The sequence below is a fragment of the Amorphus coralli DSM 19760 genome (assembly GCF_000374525.1).
GTDB classification, from domain to species: Bacteria; Pseudomonadota; Alphaproteobacteria; order Rhizobiales; family Amorphaceae; genus Amorphus; species Amorphus coralli.
In genome coordinates this window covers 179,590-198,582 of sequence record NZ_KB894572.1, presented here as the reverse complement: position 1 = coordinate 198,582, position 18,993 = coordinate 179,590, and the positions used below count along the sequence as shown (strand labels likewise).

14 protein-coding genes and 1 pseudogene are annotated in these 18,993 nt (G+C 64.2%); 9 read left to right on the top strand and 6 right to left on the bottom strand.

What is annotated here, in order from left to right:
- The first annotated feature begins 5 nt into the window (after positions 1 to 5).
- Positions 6 to 755, top strand: coding sequence for an SDR family NAD(P)-dependent oxidoreductase (locus tag C507_RS0108880; protein ID WP_018699332.1), 750 nt, complete (start codon positions 6 to 8; stop codon positions 753 to 755).
- Positions 718 to 2,004: an MFS transporter gene (locus C507_RS20850; RefSeq protein ID WP_083923427.1), complete on the top strand. Its 1,287-nt coding sequence runs from the start codon at positions 718 to 720 to the stop codon at positions 2,002 to 2,004. The genes C507_RS0108880 and C507_RS20850 overlap by 38 nt, the downstream gene beginning before the upstream one ends.
- Before the next feature lie 76 nt (positions 2,005 to 2,080).
- On the opposite strand, the gene C507_RS0108870 is transcribed toward C507_RS20850, so the two are convergent.
- On the bottom strand, positions 2,081 to 2,971 hold the full coding sequence (locus tag C507_RS0108870; protein ID WP_018699330.1) for a LysR family transcriptional regulator: 891 nt from the start codon (positions 2,969 to 2,971) through the stop codon (positions 2,081 to 2,083).
- 234 nt (positions 2,972 to 3,205) lie between these two features.
- Here C507_RS0108870 and pcaD point away from each other — a divergent pair, with 234 nt between their 5' ends.
- The 6 genes and pseudogenes from pcaD to C507_RS23655 form a co-directional block, all read left to right on the top strand.
- Positions 3,206 to 4,036: a 3-oxoadipate enol-lactonase gene (pcaD, locus tag C507_RS20845; protein ID WP_018699329.1), complete on the top strand. Its 831-nt coding sequence runs from the start codon at positions 3,206 to 3,208 to the stop codon at positions 4,034 to 4,036.
- Between the two features lie 9 nt (positions 4,037 to 4,045).
- Positions 4,046 to 4,597 carry a carboxymuconolactone decarboxylase family protein gene (locus C507_RS0108860; RefSeq protein WP_018699328.1) on the top strand — a complete coding sequence of 184 codons (552 nt, stop codon included), beginning with the start codon at positions 4,046 to 4,048 and terminating at the stop codon, positions 4,595 to 4,597.
- 111 nt (positions 4,598 to 4,708) lie between these two features.
- On the top strand, positions 4,709 to 6,355 hold the full coding sequence (locus C507_RS0108855; RefSeq protein WP_018699327.1) for an ABC transporter permease: 1,647 nt from the start codon (positions 4,709 to 4,711) through the stop codon (positions 6,353 to 6,355).
- 14 nt (positions 6,356 to 6,369) lie between these two features.
- Entirely contained in the window at positions 6,370 to 7,581 is a 1,212-nt protein-coding gene (locus C507_RS20840) for an ABC transporter ATP-binding protein (protein ID WP_169508962.1), read from the top strand.
- Positions 7,582 to 7,614: 33 nt separating this feature from the next.
- Positions 7,615 to 8,706 carry an ABC transporter substrate-binding protein gene (locus C507_RS0108845; protein WP_083923425.1) on the top strand — a complete coding sequence of 364 codons (1,092 nt, stop codon included), beginning with the start codon at positions 7,615 to 7,617 and terminating at the stop codon, positions 8,704 to 8,706.
- A gap of 604 nt (positions 8,707 to 9,310) precedes the next feature.
- Positions 9,311 to 9,607: pseudogene (locus C507_RS23655) on the top strand (zincin-like metallopeptidase domain-containing protein); the annotation flags it as partial.
- Here the strand turns inward: C507_RS23655 and C507_RS0108840 are convergent.
- From C507_RS0108840 to C507_RS20835, 3 genes are read right to left on the bottom strand one after another with little or no spacing between them, the layout of a single operon-like run.
- Positions 9,497 to 10,564 carry a linear amide C-N hydrolase gene (locus C507_RS0108840; RefSeq protein WP_026318956.1) on the bottom strand — a complete coding sequence of 356 codons (1,068 nt, stop codon included), beginning with the start codon at positions 10,562 to 10,564 and terminating at the stop codon, positions 9,497 to 9,499. The pseudogene C507_RS23655 and the gene C507_RS0108840 overlap by 111 nt on opposite strands.
- A gap of 53 nt (positions 10,565 to 10,617) precedes the next feature.
- Positions 10,618 to 12,489, bottom strand: coding sequence for a glycine betaine ABC transporter substrate-binding protein (locus C507_RS0108835; RefSeq protein ID WP_018699323.1), 1,872 nt, complete (start codon positions 12,487 to 12,489; stop codon positions 10,618 to 10,620).
- Positions 12,486 to 13,925, bottom strand: a complete 1,440-nt coding sequence (locus C507_RS20835) for a BCCT family transporter (RefSeq protein ID WP_018699322.1) — start codon at positions 13,923 to 13,925, stop codon at positions 12,486 to 12,488. Before C507_RS20835 ends, C507_RS0108835 begins: the two co-directional genes overlap by 4 nt.
- Before the next feature lie 347 nt (positions 13,926 to 14,272).
- On the opposite strand from C507_RS20835, the gene C507_RS23060 reads away from it, so the two are divergent.
- Complete coding sequence (locus tag C507_RS23060; protein WP_018699321.1) at positions 14,273 to 14,440, top strand: hypothetical protein; 168 nt, start codon at positions 14,273 to 14,275, stop codon at positions 14,438 to 14,440.
- 316 nt (positions 14,441 to 14,756) lie between these two features.
- Here C507_RS23060 and C507_RS0108820 read toward each other — a convergent pair whose 3' ends face one another.
- Positions 14,757 to 18,272 carry a hypothetical protein gene (locus tag C507_RS0108820; RefSeq protein ID WP_018699320.1) on the bottom strand — a complete coding sequence of 1,172 codons (3,516 nt, stop codon included), beginning with the start codon at positions 18,270 to 18,272 and terminating at the stop codon, positions 14,757 to 14,759.
- A 309-nt stretch (positions 18,273 to 18,581) separates the two neighbouring features.
- The gene (locus C507_RS0108815; protein WP_018699319.1) at positions 18,582 to 18,992 is read right to left on the bottom strand and encodes an SH3 domain-containing protein; all 411 of its coding nucleotides are present in this window, start codon (positions 18,990 to 18,992) and stop codon (positions 18,582 to 18,584) included.
- Position 18,993: the final 1 nt, after the last annotated feature.

The following is an 18,993-nucleotide window of genomic DNA, read 5'->3' as shown; positions in this document are numbered from 1 at the left end:
TAGCCATGAGCGCAGAGGACGCGCACGGCTGTGCCCTCGTCACCGGGGCGGCAACTGGGATCGGACGCGCCATTGCCCTGGCACTCGGCGACGCGGGCTATACGGTGGTCGCCGCCGATCGCGACCGGGAAGGATTGACCGAAACGGTTGCCGCGGCAGTCACGCCAATGCACCCGGTCACGCTCGACCTTGCGTCCGAAACCGGCATCATGGCGGCCTTTGATTCGGCCGTCGGGCAGTTCGGCGAGGTCACGTGCCTGGTGAACAACGCCGGCATCGCGCTCCCGAAACCGGCGACCGAGGTAACCTGGGAGGACTGGGACGCCGTTATGGCCGTGAACCTCAAGGCGGCGTTTTTCCTCAGCCAGCGGTTCGCGGCCCGGCGCATGGGGAAGGGCCTGCCGGGTGCCGTGATCAACATCGGCTCCACCCACGGCATCGTCGGGGTTTCCGACCGGTCCGTCTACGGCATCTCGAAGGCAGCCATCCTGCATATGACGCGCATGCTCGCGATCGAATGGGCCGGTGCCGGCATCCGCGTCAACGCCGTTGCACCTGGCACCGTCATGACACCCTCCCGAGAAGCGATCCTGGAGGATCCAGACGCCCGGGCGCGGGCGCTCGACCGGATCCCATCCGGTCGTTTTCCGACCCCCGAGGAGGTGGCCGCCGCTGTTGTTTACCTTGCCGGTCCTTCGGCGCGCTCCGTGACGGGCCATGTCCTGGTGGTCGACGGCGGAACCACGGTCTGCTGACCGAATGGCGGAGACGGGCACAGCCCGCCCCACCGCTTGGCGCGGCCCAGTCGCGGCCGTCATCCTGCTGCAGACGGCGGCCGCCTTCATCCTCCACAGCCTGCCGACCACGGGGCCCGCGCTGATCGCACTGCACGGCTGGTCGGAAAGCGTCATCGGCTACCTGATGGCCCTCGCCATGGCGAGTTCGATCGTCTTCATGCTGGCGAGCGGCGGTGCGGTCCACCGCTTCGGACCAATCCGCTGCGTCCAGGTCTGCCTCCTGGTGAGCGCGGCCGGTTTGGCCCTGCTGCCCTTTGCGACATGGACAGCACCCGTCGCCACGGCCGTGCTGATCGGCTTCGGGTACGGTCCCGCAACACCCGCTGCCAGCGACATCCTGCAGCGGTTCTCACCACCCCGGCACCGGGCGTTCATCTTCTCGCTCAAGCAAGCCGGTGTCCCTCTCGGTGGGGTGGCGGCGGGCCTCCTGCTCCCGTGGCTTGTCACCGATTACGGCTGGGCCGGCGTGACGGCATTGACCGGAGCGGTCGCTGTGGCAGCAACCTTGTTCGCCCAGGTTTCGCGCGCTCGGTCAGATCTCCCCCGCCCGTCCTCCGGCGCGCCATCGACAGGCCGACGGCGGGTAAGGCTCGTGGAGCCGATTCTCACATTGCGCAGCGGCCCAGGCCTGCCGGTCCTTGCCGGCGTCGGCGGGTGCCTGGCCGTGACGCAGGGCGTGTTCAACGCATTCCTGATCGCCTATCTGACGATCGATCTCGGCCTCGCCTTCTCCGTCGCTGGAGCCGTTTTCTCCGCCATGCAGGCCGGCGGCTTCATCGGCAGGCTCGCCTTCGGGTGGGTCGCGGACCGGCTCGGATCGGGAATTGCTGTGGTGCGCATCGCGGCCGCGGGGTCAATCGGCTCGGCACTTGTGCTCTCCGTGGCCGAACCCGAATGGGGCACCACGATCCTGATTGGTCTCGGAGCGACAATCGGCATTGTCGGCGCGGGCTGGAACGGCGTTCAGCTTTCTGAAATCGCGCGCCGGTCCCCCCCCGGGGCCGTCAGCGAGACCGCTGCCGGCGCTACTACATTCGTCTTCGCAGGCTTCGTTTGCGGTCCCGCGGGCTTCGGGCTGGCATTGGCCCAACTCGGCAGTTTTCCAGCAGTGCTGGCAGGCCTCGCCGTCGTGCCGGCGTTGGCGCTGGCCCTGTCATTCTCCGTACCGCGCCACACGCCCAATCAGGGCCCTTCAGTCTTTCCCTGAAGCACTGGAGCGCACAGGCCGCTCGGAGTGACACGTTTCCGGACGGCGAACCGGTGCCCACTTCGCCTGAAGCGCTTTAGCGCGTCTTGGTGATCGCCACGAGGAAATCGATAAACACCCGCACCTTCTTCGGGATGTGCCGGTTGGCGGCATAAAGCACCGAAATCGGCGCGCCATCGATGGTGTAGTCGGTCAGGATGGAGTGCAGTGCCCCGCGCTCCAGATCCTTGCGGAACAGCCACCAGGTACCCTGGACGATGCCCAACCCACAGACCGCTGCCTCGCGAAGCGCGTCGCCGCTCTCGATGGTGCTGTTGCCATGCACCTTCACCGTGATTGCCTCACCCTGACGGTCCAGGAAGCGCCATTCCGGTGTGATCCGGCTGCCGATGATGCAGTTGTGCTGGCCAAGATCGGAGGGTTGCTGCGGAATACCGTGGCGCTTGAGATAATCCGGCGATGCAACGGTCACTTGGGTGCTGCGCGTCAGCAGTCGCGTCACCAGCCGCGAGTCCGACACGTTGCCCGTCCGCACGGCGACATCCAGCCCATCGCGGATCATGTCGATCGGCATATTGCTGTCGCTAAAGCTCAGGTCGAGAGCCACATCCGGGTATCGCTCGAAAAAGGCGGGCAGCTCGGGAACGAGGGTCACCCGTCCGAACGACAGCGGCACCACCGCCCGTACCCGCCCCCGGGGCGTGACGTTGCCCCGCTGCAGTTCGAGCTCGGCGTCTTCCAAATCGGCGAGGATCCGGACGCACCGTTCATAGAACTCCTGGCCGTAGTCGGTCGTGCTGAGCTGTCGCGTGGTGCGGTTGAAAAGCTGCGTTCCGAGTTCGTCTTCGAGGCGGGCAACGGTCTTGGTGACGGCGGACACCGACATGCCGAGTTTGCGCGCAGCGGCAGTAAAACCGCCATTTTCGGCCACTCGGGTGAACACGGAAATCGCCAGGAACTTGTTCATGGGCCCTCCCGACCGGGTCCCCCGGCCCTTTTCTTTCCTCTTGGTCAACGACTCTATCAGGATTATGTCCTGAAACGCACGAAGTGTAAGACACAAGGGAAATAATCAATTTCCCAATCCGGACATTATCACCCTCAAACGCCGTTGTTACCGTTTGCAATCAACAAGGACGTCCCTGCCAAGAGCTCGACACGAGCCACGGGGCGCCAAAAAATAAGTTCCGGGGAGGAACGCATGGAGCGAGTGAGCAACGGCTCCCGCTTTCGGTGCCTGCTTGAAGGCCCCGAAGACGCATCCTGCGTCGTCTTGAGCCACGGCCTCGCAACCGACCTCACCATGTGGGACGGCCTCGTTCCGCTGCTGACGCAGACCCACCGGGTCCTGCGCTACGATTCGCGCGGTCACGGCGAGAGTGCCGCAACGCCTGGCGACTACACCCTCGAGCAGCTCGGCGCCGACGTGATCGGCCTTCTCGACGCCTGCGGCCTCGAGAAGGTCCACTTCGCCGGCCTTTCGATGGGCGGTATGGTCGGCATGGGCCTTGCGCTGCACCACCCGGACCGTCTGCTCAGCCTTGCGGTCTGCGACGCGCGCGGCGAAGCCCCGCCCCAGTATCGCGACGCCTGGGCCGAACGCGCCCGCAAGGTGCGCGCCGAAGGTATCGAAGCCATAGTAGAGCCGAGCGTCACGCGCTGGTTCACCCGATCCTTCCAGACCGACCAGCCATCGCGCATGGACGCAATGCGGTCGATGATTCGCAGAACCTCGGTCGACGGCTACGCCGGCTCTGCCGCAGCCCTGAGAGAGCTCGATTATGAGCGTCACCTCGGGAAGCTGACCGTGCCCTCGCTTTTCCTGGTGGGCAGCGACGATGCCGGTGCGCCGCCGGACGTGATGCGACGCATGCAGTCCGCGACCCCTGATTCGCGCTTCGTGGAGGTCGCCAACGCCGGCCACCTCTCCGCGGTCGAAAAACCGCAAGCGTTCGCGCACGCGCTTCTTGATTTCCTGTCCGACGTCGACGGTCGCCCCCCGGCCACCCAGGGCATGGCCCCAGTCCGATGAGAGTCCCGCATGACACGCGTTCCGCCGCTCGTTCGCGACCAGCTGACCCCCGCGCAGCTCGAGGTCTACAACTCCATCGCGGCCGGAGCGCGTGGCGGAGTCCGCGGACCGTTTACCGTGCTTCTACACAGCCCGGAGCTGGCGCGTCGCGTCGAGCAGCTGGGCGTCTATTGCCGCTTCCAGTGTGCCGTTCCGCATCGGCAGCGCGAGCTCGCGATCTGCACCGTCGCTGCTCACTGGAAGGCCGACTACGAATGGTATGCCCACGCGGCGTTGGCACAGAAGCAGGGCATTGCCGAGGAGACGCTTGCAGCGATCGCGGACGGCGGAGTTCCGGATCTGGAGGAGGCGGACGACCAGGTGGTCTACGCGTTTTCGCGCGAGCTGCTTGGCACCGGCCGGGTGAGCGACGCGACATACGCGGCGGTTACGGATCGGTTCGGCGACGCGGGTGCGGTCGATCTGTCCGGCCTGCTTGGCTACTACACATTGCTCGCCATGACGCTGAATGCCTTCGAGGTCGACGTCCCCGAGGATGCGGAGGTCCCTTGGTCGCGCTGACCGTCCGCTGCCATTTCGACGATCTGGAGACCTGTCTTGGCCACTGACGCGATGGCACACTCGGACCCAAGTGGGCGAACGGCGCGGCGCAGCCGCTTCTGGCGCCCGCAAGTGATCGTTCCGCTGGTGGGCGTCGTGATCGGCATACTGCTGATCATTGGCCCGTTCCTGGCAACGCTGATCCGCAGCGTGCTTGTCTGGGGTGAGGAAGGTGCTGCGGTCTCGGCCGCCAACTTCACCTCGCTTCTGAGCGACCCGCACTTCTACCAGGCAATCGGCAACACGCTGATCTGCAGCACCGGCGCCATGGTGCTCAGCTGCCTCTTGGGCTTCAGCCTGGCCTGGGTGGTTTCGCGCACCGACATGCCGGGACGCGGCTGGTTCGAGATCGCCAATCTCATTCCCTTCTTCCTGTCGCCCTATGTCGGGGCGATCGCCTGGACCTATCTCTGCGCGCCCAACAGCGGGCTGATCCAGAACTTCTTCTCAGACACCTTCGGCATCTCCCTCGCCTTTCTCGATATCTACAGTCTCGGCGGGGCGATCTGGGTGCTGACGCTGTTCTACACCCCCTATGTCTACCTGTTTGTCATCGCACCGCTCCGCCGGATGGACGCGGCCCTGGAGGACGCGGCGCGCGTCCACGGCGCCTCATTCGGGTACACGATGCGCCATATCGTGATCCCGCTGGTCATGCCGGCCATCCTGTCGGGCGCGCTCATCGTCTTTGTGACCAGCGCGGGCCTGTTCGACATCCCGCTGGCACTTCTGAGCCCGCGCGGCATCCGGACCATGCCAACCGAGATCTACAGCGCGGTCCAGTATCCGGCCGATTTCGGGCGTGCCGCCGCCTTCGGCGTTCTGGCCATGATCGTGACGGTCATCTTCACGCTCATGCAGCGGCGCTACCTGGGCCGGCGCAACTACGACATCGTATCGGGCAAGGGATACCGGCCGCGGGTCATCCAGCTGCGCCCGGCCGGCCGCGTCGCCGCGCTCACGCTGGAGATCGTTTATATCGGCTCCGGAGTCGTTCTGCCGATCATTGCGCTCCTGATGGTGTCCTTCTCCAGCATCTGGACCGGTCGCTTCAACAGCAACTTCCTGACAATGGAAAACTACAATTACGTGCTGTTCGGTTACGACCTGACCCAGCGCGCCATCGTCAATTCGATCCAGCTCGCCCTGGTCGGCGCCACTGTCGGCGTGGTGCTGGCGGTGTTGCAGGGCTACTTCCTGAACCGTGGCCCTGCCCGGTGGCGGGCGTGGATCGATGCAGCCCTGTCGCTGCCACTCGGCATTCCGGGGATCATTCTTGGGCTTGGCTTCCTCATCCTCGCCATCCGCACGCCCCTTTATTCAACCTTGGCCATCGTGCTGATCGCCTACGTGGCGCGCTTCTTCCCGTTTGCCACGCGCACCGTTTCTTCCATGTTCCTGGCCATAAACCCCGAGCTGGAACAGAGCGCGCGCTCCAGCGGCGCGAGCTGGGGCCAGACCATGCGGCTGGTGCTTTTGCCGCTGCTCAAGCCATCGCTGGTCGCAGCCTGGCTGATGCTGTTCGTCATCTTCATCCGCGAGCTCGGCGCCACGATCCTGCTCTACGCCCAGGGGACGGAAACGATCAGCGTGGCGCTCGTGCTCCTCAGCGAGCGCAGCTTCGGCTACGTCGCGGCGCTTGCCGTCATCCAGCTGTGCCTCCTGCTTGGCGCGTTCGTCGTTTTCCGCCTGAGCCGAGCCTCGCTCGCCCAGTCGTGATCATGGAGCCCCCGGTGTCCCCATCCCCCAGCCATTTCGTCCGCATTGAAGGCCTGAAGAAGCGCTTCGGCGATTTCGTCGCGCTCAACGGCGTCTCCTTCGATGTCGACGACGGCAGCACGCTCGCGCTTCTGGGTCCGAGCGGCTGTGGCAAGACGACGATGCTGCGCTGTATCGCGGGCCTGGAGACCGCCGAGGAAGGCTATATCGAGATCGGCGGCAAGGTGGTCTTCGATTCCAGCAGTCGGGTGAACCTGATGCCCGAGCAGCGCGAACTGGGCATCGTCTTCCAGTCCTACGCAGTCTGGCCGCACATGACCGTGGCGGAGAATGTCGGCTTCCCGCTGAAGGTCCGGCGGACGCCCAAGGCTGAAATCCGAGAGCGCGTGACCCGCATCCTCAAGCTGGTCGGCCTCGGCGACTGGTACGACCGCCCCGCCACCCAGCTCTCCGGCGGACAGCAGCAGCGTGTGGCGCTGGCCCGCGCGTTGGTCCACGAGCCGCGCCTGGTTCTATTCGACGAGGCGCTCTCCAACCTTGACGCCCAGCTGCGCGAGCAGATGCGCATGGAACTCAAGATCCTGCAGGACCGGCTCAACTTCACTGCCATCTACGTCACCCATGATCAGGCGGAGGCCTTTGCGCTCGCCGAGCACGTGGTCGTCATGAACCGGGGTCATATCGAGACCGTCGGCCTGCCGCGCGACGTGTTCCACCGCCCACAGACGCCGTTCGTCGCGCGCTTCCTCGGTCTGAACGTGCATTCCGGCACCGTCCTCTCGGTTGGCCGCGTTCCCGATGTCGCAAACCACGAACCGCTGGACGCGGACGATGTCTATGCCCAGGTCCGCCTGCCGGACGGCGAAACGCTGTGGGGCCGGATCGGCCAGGACAGCCCGCCCCGGCCGGGCGACGACGTGTTGGTCTGCCTGCGCCGGGAGCATCTCGGCCTCAGTGCGCCATCGGTGAGCGGCGGAATTGCAACCCAGGCCCTGGCCGGCCGCAACGGCTTCATCGGAACCATCCGTGCGTCCTCGTTCCTCGGGCTGACAGAGGAATATGTCATCGACGTTTCCGGTGGCGAACTGAGGGCGATCCAGCCCGTCTCAGGGCTGGACGCCGGAGACCCGGTCGCCGTCACGGTCCGTCCCTGCGACTGCATCATCCTTTCCGAACACCGGACGTTGAAGGCCACGCAGAGGGCCGATCTCAAAAAGGCAGGCTGACCGACGGTCGGCCAACAACGGGAGGAGAATGAAATGAGATTCTCAGCACGACTGCTTGCCGCGGGAGCGGCCCTGAGCATGCTTGCAATCGGCGGGGCGTCCGCCCAGGACATTCCCGCCTTCAAGGGACTGAGCGACGATCAGGCAAGCGATCTCAAGGCCATCATCGAGGCGGCTAAGGAAGAGGGCAGCGTCAGCTACTGGGATACCGTCATTCAGCCGACCACGAACGACGAACTGTCCAAGGCCTTCCAGGACTATTACGGGCTGCCCGGCTTCAAGATCAACTACACCTTGTCGTCGACCAGCAACCTGATCACGCGGGTGGATCAGGAGCTGTCGGCCAACAAGATCACCATCGACGTGGCCTCCATCGCCTCGCCTCCCTGGACCCTGGAGCGGGCGGCCCAGGGCGACATCGTCGAGTATCACTCCCCCCAGTACGAACACTACGGCCAGATCTTCGAGGCCGGCCTCGGCAAGGATGGCTACTTCGCCTTCAACGGCGGCTACATCTTCGTGCCGATGTGGAACGCCGACAATCTCGACTTCGAAGGGACCTCGCTTAAGGACGTGATCGGCGCCGTCGATCCCGGCCGCATCAGCCATGGCGACGTGGCGAAATCCTCGTCCTATCTCGCCACCTTCATCGGCCAGCGTCAGGTTATGCCCGAATCCTTCTTCGAGGACCTGGCCAAGATGGAGCCGGTATTCATCCTGCGCTCCGAGCAGATCGCGAGCGGTCTCGTCACCGGCGAGCAGCTGATGGCCTATTCGGGCATGCCGACCCGCGCGTTCCAGTACAACAGCAAGGGCGCCAACCTGAAGTTCATGCTGCCGGAAGAGGGCGTGGTGCTTTTGCCGCAGAACACGTTCATCCTGCGGGATTCGCCAAATCCCAATGCTGCCAAGCTTTGGGTGAACTTCATTCTTTCCGAAGAAGGCCAGACGATACTGGCGGCAAACGAGGCCCTGATTTCAGGACGGTCCGGCTTCCAGACCCCGCTGCCGGAGTATTCGCCCGCCATCGACACGCTGAAGCTGATCAAGGTCGACTGGGCGTCCATAAACACGGACGACCTCCAGGCGGCGCGCAAGGACTGGGTCGGGATCTTCAATCCGTAAGCCGCCCGCCCGCTTCAGCAAGGATCCTGCAGAGGGGCGCGGCCGGCACCGGCCGCGCCCTTCCCTCATGTCGAACCGGATCAGCCGGGTCTTGGTGGGCACCTGTCCGACTCATCCGGCTCAGAGGTTCACCCGGTCGATTGGCGCCTGCGTCGGCGCGATTCCGGGCGTCGGTGAAAGGGTCGTCGCATTCCTTGCCTATTTCTGTCACCGGACAAATCTCATCGCATCCTAAGACGTAGGCAAGGGGCGACCTCAAAGGCATCATCGCACTGGGGCGCGCCAACAACGCCTCCGCGGCCGCGAGTCCTTCATTTTCTGCAGTGAAAAGGCCGGCCAGCTCTTCAGCTCCTTATCAAAGGCATCCTTCTGGTCCCGGTCCACGGCTACATGAAACCGCGAGCACGACGGTGGGACTCGACATGTTCCTTGCCGGGATCGGAGACCACGGCCCGATGTGGTCCAGTATCCGGGCGAGATCTGCCACCAGATGTTGCGACCGTCGATTATGTCGCGCGACTGAACCTGGCCGGGACAGAGTACGGCTCAACGGGTCAACCGGCCCCTCAAGGCCCATTTCGGCATTTAATGCTATGCCGCTGAGGAGCTTGTCGCCGAGCTTGGAGCGGCCTTCCTCTGCACCGACCTTGAGATCAGCCTGGAGCCCCGCCCCAATCACGCGGCCTTCATCGCGATCTGGCTCAAGATCCTCAAGAAAGATACCCGGGGGCAACGCAGGGGAACTCAGAACCGATGCGGCCACCGAACAGGTGGCCGCATCGAGGCGGGGTCAGAGGCCTTCGAAGACAAAAGGCTCTGCGGGCTCAAAGGCGCCGGTCGCGTTCCCCGCGTAGATATGCGTTTGTTCCGGTCCCAGATCCAAACGCATGACCTCTCCTGACTCGGCAGAGAAGTCGATCTCGTGGATGTTCACCCAGAACGTGTTTGGGGTTCGCGCCGATTCAAAGAAGTAAAGTCCGCGCTTGTGATCGACGACTGTCCGCCAGCGGGTCGAGCTGATCTCCGGGCGTTCCGCAGTGCCGATGCCAAGCGGCACCGAGGCATTCCGGATCACGCCAAAGACGCTGGCCAGTGCGCGGTCAGGATCGGTGTCCTGCGGGACGGCGTTCACGTAGAAGGACGCACGGGCAAAGCGGTCAGCTGCGCGCGATGTGCCGGGAAGCATCACCGCTCCGCCAATTTCCTTCCAGTAGGAATTCAGCGCAAGCTGCTTCTCGAAGCGCGGCGAATTGGTCATGACCTGATACTGCCGGCCGTGATGAACGATGGGCTTGCCGCCGATATACTCCACGATTGCGCTGTCGCCGGTGGCATCCGACAGGGACAGGTGCAGCGTCGTCAGGCGATCCTGACCCGGCACGTTCGCCGACACCAGGGTGAAGGGCGGATCCCGCAGCACCTCGACCGCCTCGGACACCGTCGCAAAGTTGTCGAGCACGTATTGCGCCCAGGCGGCGATGGTCAGGCCGGGCTTCGAGCCTTCCGTAAAGTCCGGGTACTCCGACTCTGCCAGCCAGAGAAGATTTGCCGCCAGTCCCGCTTCGTTTAGCCCGTCAGTGCTCGAAACATCGTACCCCGTTGCCACCACCGACCCGTACTTCGCGACCCATTGCAAAGAATTGGGGCCGGCCTCGCCGCTTCGCTCCATCCCCCGCGGTAGCGCGTAGAGATTGGTCAGCATGGGCTCGCTCCAATCCATGGAGCGCGCGGTGATGATCATGTCGTTCGCGCCCAGATAGACCACGCGGGTGCATGCCTCAGCCAACGGCGCAGGGACCAGAAGCAGTACCGTACAGAACAGGCAGACGACATGGCGCAAACGGGAAAGACGGTTCATCCGGGCACCTCCAGTGGGATTTCAGTGAGGTCGGTATGGGGCAGTCTCCGATCTCACGCGTCTGGCCGACGCCCCGAGTCACCCCTCGTTTGAGGGACCGAGGCTTCGGGTCTGACCAGCAGCCAGCCTGCCCAGACAACGAATGCGAGAATAAGGATCATCAACAGGGCACGGTCCGGGTGAGGATTTATGCCCTCATTGTGGAGAGTGACCTGGGGGGTGAGCGCAGGGGCACGGCGGAGGTGAGGGTCGACCGCGGAATGCGGCCCGAGATTTTCATTGATAGCCACGACGCTCTGCGACTGGAGAGGGCGGACTTCCTCAAACAGCGATGCAGGTCCATCCCGCCCCAAGGCGAAGCCGTCGGGTGTCGCCGGTCCGAACAGAACGATCTGCGTCGCCAGGGTGGCGACCGGCTGGTCCAGCCCGCTGTAGACGTCTGTGTTGATCTGGGCGGGACGCATCACCGGCAGCGTAAGTTGGGCCGGGCCGCGCCACCAACCGTCCGCATCAACAAGCGTGATATCCCCGGAACGGGACAGCAGGCTGTCAAGCTCGGCCTGGCCGGGGGTGGCAAAGACCAGTGCGACTTCGGCGCGCCCGTCGCGCAGCGCTTCAGCCGCTTCCTGCGGGCTTCCCTCGACGAGAGGCACGAGAGTGATCCCGTTGCGCGAAGTGGCAATCGCGTCACCGAGCCGGTAGGTGGCGGACCCCGCCGGGCCGGTCGCGATGGTCGTCGCATCCATCGGAGACACGGGGCTTCCTGCCAGCGACAGGGCGTGCAGGACGGTCGAGCCGACGGCTGCGATTGCCTCGAAGCGGTTGTCACGGACGACCTGGCCATCATTGGCGACGAAGGCCGAGACGGCGGGTGTTAGCGCCAGGCGCGCTGTCTGCCGCGACACCGCCTCCAGCGGGGCGGCGCTGTCTGCATAAACGACTTCGCGTCCCCGCAGTGCCCGGCGAACCGCCCGCAACGTGTCGATCGCGGTTTCGGTACCGGCCATGGTCTGGGCGGTCGCAATGGCCAGCACCGGTGTGCGATCGCGCGGCGGCTTCGTCACAAGACCGAGGTCGAACAATGCCTGGCGGGCGACCCGGTTGATGGAACGGCCATAGAGGCGGACAGCACCATTGAGGTCCTGCATCATCTCGTCGTCGATGCGTCCGGCAAGTCGGGCCGTCACGTCGGCGACTTCGGGGACCCTGAGAAGCGCGGCTTGGGATGTAAGCGGCGCCGCTTCGTAGACAGGAAAGAAGTGGGAATCGTCGGCGAGTGCGAACAGATCATAGTCGGCGATCTCAGGGTCCGTCGTCACACCCATCACCACGTCAACCACCCCGTCGACGAGCGAATCGTACAGCTCGTCCTGATCGTTCCGGGGGAAGATCTCGGTGGCAGCGAAGGACAAGCCGAACCGATCGAGGAATGGTTCGAGCCCATCGCGCGGGCGCTCGGCAAATGACTCCGTGACACCGAACCGCAACCGATCATCGACTCTGGCGAGATCGGAAATGGTCGCGAGGCCGTGGTCTCGGGCCAGGTCGGGACGCACCAACACCACGTAGCCCGATTCAAAACCGAGCGGGTCCAGCAATACCAAGCCATTCTCGGCGAAAACCCGGGCGGCGAGTGTGAAACTGTCGGTCTCGGCTTCTGATCGGGGACTCCCGAGAAGAGCAAGGCCGGTGCCGGTATACTCCGGGTAGAGGTCGATGGTGCCACTGGTTAGCGCGTGGAACACCACGGCAGTCCCGCCAAGATCGGGATGGCGCTCAACCGCGACGCCCTCTTCTTCGAGAAGGATCGCGAACATCTCCGCGAGAATGCGGCTTTCAACCGTATCCTTCGAGCCGACCCGAACGCTGTCGGACCAGCACCCGCCGAGGAGCAGGCCGAACAGAACGACGCACAACGCCCTCATGACTGCACCTCTGGCGGCAGCGCTTCCCCATCGGAATGAACGCGCGACGGGTCATTCCTGAGCCGACGCAGGAAGCTCACGACTTGAAGGACCAGGATCGCGGAAAATGGAATGGCGCCCAGCGTGGCCATGGCCCTCGCGACATCCACGGAGCCTGCAAGCAGCGTCGCGGCGGTCAGGACTGCAACAATGCTCCCCCACAGTATTTTCGACGCCGCCGGCGGATTGAGGTTGCCGCCGGATGTCATCATCGACAAGACGAACGTGCCGCTGTCCGCGGATGTGACAAGAAAGATCACGATTAGGATCAGTGCCCCGACGCCCAGAACCGCCGAGAACGGGAAATGGTCCAGAAACGTGAACAACGCTGCGGCAACGTCTTCGGTGATGATCGATGAAAGGCCGCCGGGCCCATACATTTCAATGTAGATCCCGGCTCCGCCGAAGATCGAGAACCAGAGGATGGAAAATGCCGACGGCAGCAAGATAACGCCCATGCAGAACTCACGAATCGTCCGCCCCCGCGAGATGCGCGCGATAAAGACCCCCACGAAGGGCCCCCAGGCCAACCACCAGATCAGGTAAGTCAGCGTCCAGTTTGCAGACCACTCGGTCAGGCCTTCAAACGGGTAGAGGCGAAACGAAAGTTCCACAAACTGCGATAAGTAAGAGCCTATCGTGTTGACGAAAGTCTCAAGAATAAACGCGGTCGGGCCGAAAATCAGGATGAAGGCCATCAACGCCAGCCCAAGGGCCATGTTGATGTCGGACAAAAGCTTCATACCTTTCTCGACGCCGGTCAGGGTCGAGATCATGTACATCGCATAAAGGACGGCAAGGACGATCAGAGAGACAATGGTCAGCGGCGGAATATTAAACAGGGCCCCAAGGCCGGAGCGCACCTGGAGAGCTCCCATGGCTAGGGAGCCGGCAAGGCCGAACACGACAGCAACGACGCCGAGCACGTCTGCGGCGATGCCTGCAAACGGCCCCGCGCCGCCACGAAACAGGTCCCTCAGCGGTGTCGAGATCAAGGGCGGCTTGCCTAGTCGAAAGGTGAAATAGGCGATCACCAGGGCGCAGACGCCGTAGATCGACCAGGCATGCAGCCCCCAATGAAGATTGGTGACGACGAGCGCCTGCCGGGCTGCGGCAGGGGTCCCCCCTATTCCGCCGGGAGGATGTTCGAAATGGACGACCGGCTCGGCTACTCCCCAGAAGAGAAGGCCGGCGCCCATACCTCCGGCAAAAAGCATGGCGATCCAGGACGTAAAGGAGAACTCGGGCTTCTCGTCATCCTTCCCGAGGCGGATCGATCCGAAGGGGCCGAAGGCGAGCCAGCCGGCAAGCACGACGAAAAGCGTGCAGAGCAGCAGCCACCACCAACTGGCGCCTATCATGAAATAGCTCGTAAACCCGAGGATGCTTTGAGCCATCTGTTGAGGCTCGACTACTCCCACAAGCCGATCGGCGCGCAAATAATAAGTGATAGAAGAGAGACTTTGTTTAAAACCTTCAAGATCTAACTCGCGCCAAACAATAGATATAGATCGCCAGAAGCGTTCGGGCCATATTCATTACTTGAAAATACCCCCATCAAGCGATGGGGCGACCGTCGCATGATCTAGGTGTATAACGCAACACAAGCCGCCCCCTGAAATCTGCGAAGAGCATCCGTTCTCGCACGATCAACGAGCGATCCTGCAGCTTCCCTTGAGGCGGGACCGTGTCACGCACATCTGCAGGGTGAGCCGAGGCCATAGATGATCGGGCCAGAGAGGACATGACCGAGACGGAAACGCGTATCATTCCGGTCACGGAACAGGGCAAACCGGTCGCCTATTCGGGCGGCCCCGCCACGCCCCGTTTCGCGGTCGCACCGATGATGGATTGGGTACAGGGTTCGATTTTCTGGTTGCACACCAACGCCCTAGAAAGGCGCCGCAACTGATGTTGGACCAACCACGCTACAACATTCTTACCAATGCAGATAAAGTTCTAGATGGACGCCCTTCCCCTGTGACGCCGTCGAAGGCGGTGATACCACCCGATCCCGCTGCGCTGGCTAGTCTCTTAGACCTTGTCGCAGGCGGCCGTGTCGCGCCAGTCGTCAAGCGGACGATGCCCCTCGCGGTCGGCGGATTTCCGCTATAGTCCCTAGCCTAGCAGCAGCGCTCATCAGGCAAGCAGAAATGCAGCTATCATTTGAAAAACTACAATTACCTTTCAAATGGCTCAACGCTGCATATGCGAAACGCCAAACCTCTCTAACGACCGGAACGCGTGGCAGACGGCTGCCCGCCTTGCAGCGTGATCTCGGGCGCGTCCAACCCCGGCACAGGCACCGTCTCGATCGTTGGGGCTTCGATTTCGAAGGACGGCTGTAAGAGTTGGATGTCGGGAAGGTCCGATCCGCCCGGGCTACCAGCCCCGGCGAGTGGCGGCAGCCGGATCTCCGGCATGGTGGGCGGCGCCGGTGGCCGGGCCCAATTGGCGGCGCCGCCGGCGAGGTTAGCACCGACACCGTAGAGATCGAACGCGTCGTGCGTCGCTGCGGCGGCTTTCTGAGCGCCGAGAAGATTCGCCTTCTGGGCAAGAGCGCCCGCCCATCCCGTGTTCATGGTGTCCGTCAAGGCCGCGTGTAGCTCCTTTTGGACCTGACGATAGCGCTTGGTGAGAAACTTCGCCGGCGTACCGAGAAATTCCGTCAGCGCAGCGCTCGTCTTGGGATCCAGCTCCTGCGCCAACAGGGCGGGGTTGGTCTTGGCCTTCGTCCAGAAGTCTTGAGCGATGCCCCGAAACCCCTTCGTCCGGGAGGCTTGCGTTGCCGAACCGTAAGTCTTGCGCAGAGTATCGGCGTTGGAAAGCAGGGTCTGTGCGTTGTAGGCCTTGTAAAGATCGGCTGCGCCCAACAGCCCGCCGGACAACTGCACAAGGGTTTCAAACCCCCGGTAGAAGTTGGAGGTGGTCGTATCCTCGACCGCCTTCAGATAATCCGCACCGAAGAGATAGGCTGCTCCCTCGGCGAAATCGAGGCGCGTGGCATCCCGGGTAGCCCCGCAATAGGCGTCGTAGCAGGTCGTGACGGCATCGAAGCCCTCCGCCAGCTCAGACACGACCAGCGCCCCGTAGGCAAGCGAGGAGGCTTCGAATGCGGCGGCATAGAGACCGGCGCCGGCCGAGATCACCGACGCGCTTGTCTTGATCCAAAGCCAGATTTCGTCGACCAGCGCGACCTCCGCGGCGTAGCGGCGATGAAGCGCTGACACGGCCTCCAGTTCGCGCCGGCCCACCACGTCCGGCTGCCGACGCTTGATCCCGTCACGCCGGTATGTCTCCAGTCGCGTGACCCGCGCCTGCAGCAGGTCGACGATCGGGTCGAAGCCGATCGAGGTCAGGAGCACCAGGGTGGGAAGGTCGCAGTCCCCAGCTGAGCGCGCCACGGTCATGGAGGCATCGAGATCGGCGCGGGCCCATCGCAGCCAGCGGTGGACATGGCGCACGTCGTCTTTGCTGATCCATGCCCGGGTTCCAACACCGGCATCGCCGTCGCCCATCACAACCGCAGACCGAAGCCCGCGCCGGCGGGCAACCGCGTCGGCAAGTGACTCTCCACTGCGGTCCTCCAGGGTCGACAGGTGGGAGTTCTCGCCGAGCCACAGGTCCTCTGTCAGACGCCAGAGGCGGGCGTTGGTCTCCGGCAAAGAGGCGTAGGTGTTGAGCTGGGCGAGAACGGGCGAGGCGATTTCCACGTAGGCGTCCCGCATCATAATCATTGCGGCGTGCTGGCCGAGCGTCGTCGCGATGTCCTGGCCAAACCCCACCGCACTGGTCACGAGGCTGTCGCTCTTGCCGCGGGCAAGGTCGAACTCCTCTGCAAGCGACAGCCCATCCCAGTCGGCCTTAACCGGAGACCTCGCGCATGCGGCCGCGCGCTTGAGCGCCTGGATGAAGTCTCCCTGGACAGCACGCGCGCGCCGCACCGGCGCATCGGGAAACGGCCGAGCCGTCATCCGTGATGTCAGGCGCGGCCGCAGCGGTGTGTCGTTCGGCCACGCAAGCGACCGTTCGACGGGAATGTCGGCATAGTCGTCGGCCGGCTCTCCGTCGGATGGGTCGGCGTCGGCGGCCGCCTCCACGACGAGGTAGGGCTTGGAGCGGAACCGCTTGGGGTCATCCGGCACCCGCGAGAGGATCAGCGACGAGTCCCGCTCGGCGCCGACGCCGGAGCCTTCGCCCCCACCCAGCAGCGACAGAGCGACCGACTCCGCCTCGATCTCCTCGTCGAAGGTCGCCTCAAAGACGATCTCGTCGCGGAAGAAGACCGGGTCTGCCGTCTCCTCGGTGGTCTGGCGCGGCTTGGCTGCCGCCTCCGCCCGCGGCTCCTTCGCGCCGAGGCGGAGCGTCTTTTCGAAGGTATCGGGGGCGGGAACGCCGATGCGGACGATGGCGATCTGGCCATTGTGATCGCCGAACAAGAGCGGCCACTGGCCGCTTTCTCCGTCGATCTTCAACAGAACCGGTTGGGCCTCGACCGGGCCCTCTATGGCCGCCCCCACATGCAGCACCGTCAGCGACGGGTCGCGGCGCAGGGCCAGGTTCACCGCCTCTAGGCTGTTCTGCGACGGGGCGTTTCCGTCGTACCCTGCAATCAGGCTTGCGCTGTCTGCCGGATCGACCTTGCGAAACCGCCCATAGGAAACGGCCGCAAGATTGCCCAGCGGTGAGCGCCCCTCCCAGACGTCCAGGTCCCGCCCGACAACAAGAATATCTCGGAAAAAGGCGCGACCATCCTTGGCGGCGGACATCGCTTCGCCGGTCTCCCCCGGCCATGGATAAAGGACGGTCCCGTCCTCCCCGCGCGCCTCTTGAGCATTCAAGACGACAATGTCCTCGACATAAGGCTTCGCCCCCCAGATGACCGGGTTTCCGTCGGCCGGCGAACCAGTGGCCTGCACCGTCCTGCCCGCTTCAATCGTGTCGGTCTCCACGCGCCAGGACCAGAGGATGCGCGAGCCGTTCTCGCGGGGCGTGTGCAGAACAACGGCTGCGCCCGGCAGCTCCCGCTGACTGATCGTCCGGGTAACGTCGCGAGTCACGGGCGTCTGGACAAACTGGGGAAACCTAATTTGGCCCGACTGCACCTCCTTGAATTCCTGGCGCAAGAATTCGGCCGGGAAGGTGTATTCGCCGACGATCAGCTCCGGCGCGGGGCGCAGCAAATCGTCAAGCTCCGCTACCGCATCTGCGCCGGCAAGGGAGCGGATCAGAGCCAGCAGTCCCCGCCGCCGCTGCGCCTGGATGACGATGGGCGCAAGAATGTTGTCGATCTCGGCGACGCGCTCGCCGTTCTCGTATCGACCGAGCTTGAGCGCGGGGTTCTGGATGTAGCGGTTGTGGCCTTCGGCGGACAGGGTCCCCCGGTACATGTAGTCGACCGACGGCTCGTCGTTCTGCAGCCACAGCGTCATTTCGACTTCCGCCGCAACCGGCCGGCGCAGGGTAGTTCGTGGAACCTCGAACCGGATCTCCATGCCAGGATCGAGCGCTGCGGGAAGGCGGGACGGATCGAGCAACACGACCCCTGTTTCCGAGCCGAAGACGGCCGGGCTGTCGTGCGTCGACCGGATGTGGCTTCGATGGGCGATGGGGAACGCGCCGCCGGAGGGCCGTCCCTCGCCGTCGAGCCGCTGCCGGGATTTCAGGACGATCTCATAGACCCCGCCGCGGAAGGTGACGTCGCCGCTCGTCCGCGTCCGGGATCGCAGATCGTCGGCGGTCATCGCCCACTGCCAGTCCGGCGCATCGCGGCCGATAGGCGCCGCGTCACCGCCCGTTGCCGCCGTGGTGGGGACGTCCTGAGCCGATGCAGCAGCCGGGACAGCGAAAGACAGCGCAAGCGTCGCGCGGCATAGAAGCCGAAGAACCCGGCCACGCCGGGCGGCAGCGGCGGATCTGCCGTGGCAGCCGGTGAACCCTTCTCTCTCGATGGAGCCCTGTCCCTTCATGCCGCCACGTTCCTTTCACAAGAAACCAACTCGATCCGGATCGATTTCTGATCGATCGAACATCGCCCCTCGATCGGAGGAGACCTACCCCGCCAGGATGTTGACCCAATTCATGTGGATCCAGCCGCGTCGCCCAGGGTGAGGCGGCATGCGCGTCTTGTCGATCGGTCCGCACGCCACGAGCTCCACGTCGTAGATCACGCCGACCCAATCGCCGCGCTGGTCAAACAGCCAGACACGGTCGCCGTTCTTCAGCTGATCGAGTTTCCTGTGGTCGGTGCCCGGACCGGCGCGCACCGCCAGGAACCCGTCGCCGCCGGGCTTCAGGTTCGCCACTTCGCCGAGGGCACAGGTATCGAGGTCACCGGAAGAGCGCTCCAGGATCGGGACGTCGAGATCCTGGGCGGACACCGACGGTGCGCCGGTGCCCAGTGCGATGCCGATCAGGAGGGCGAGCGCCAGCGGCGCCCACCCGAATGCCCGCGCACGGCGCACC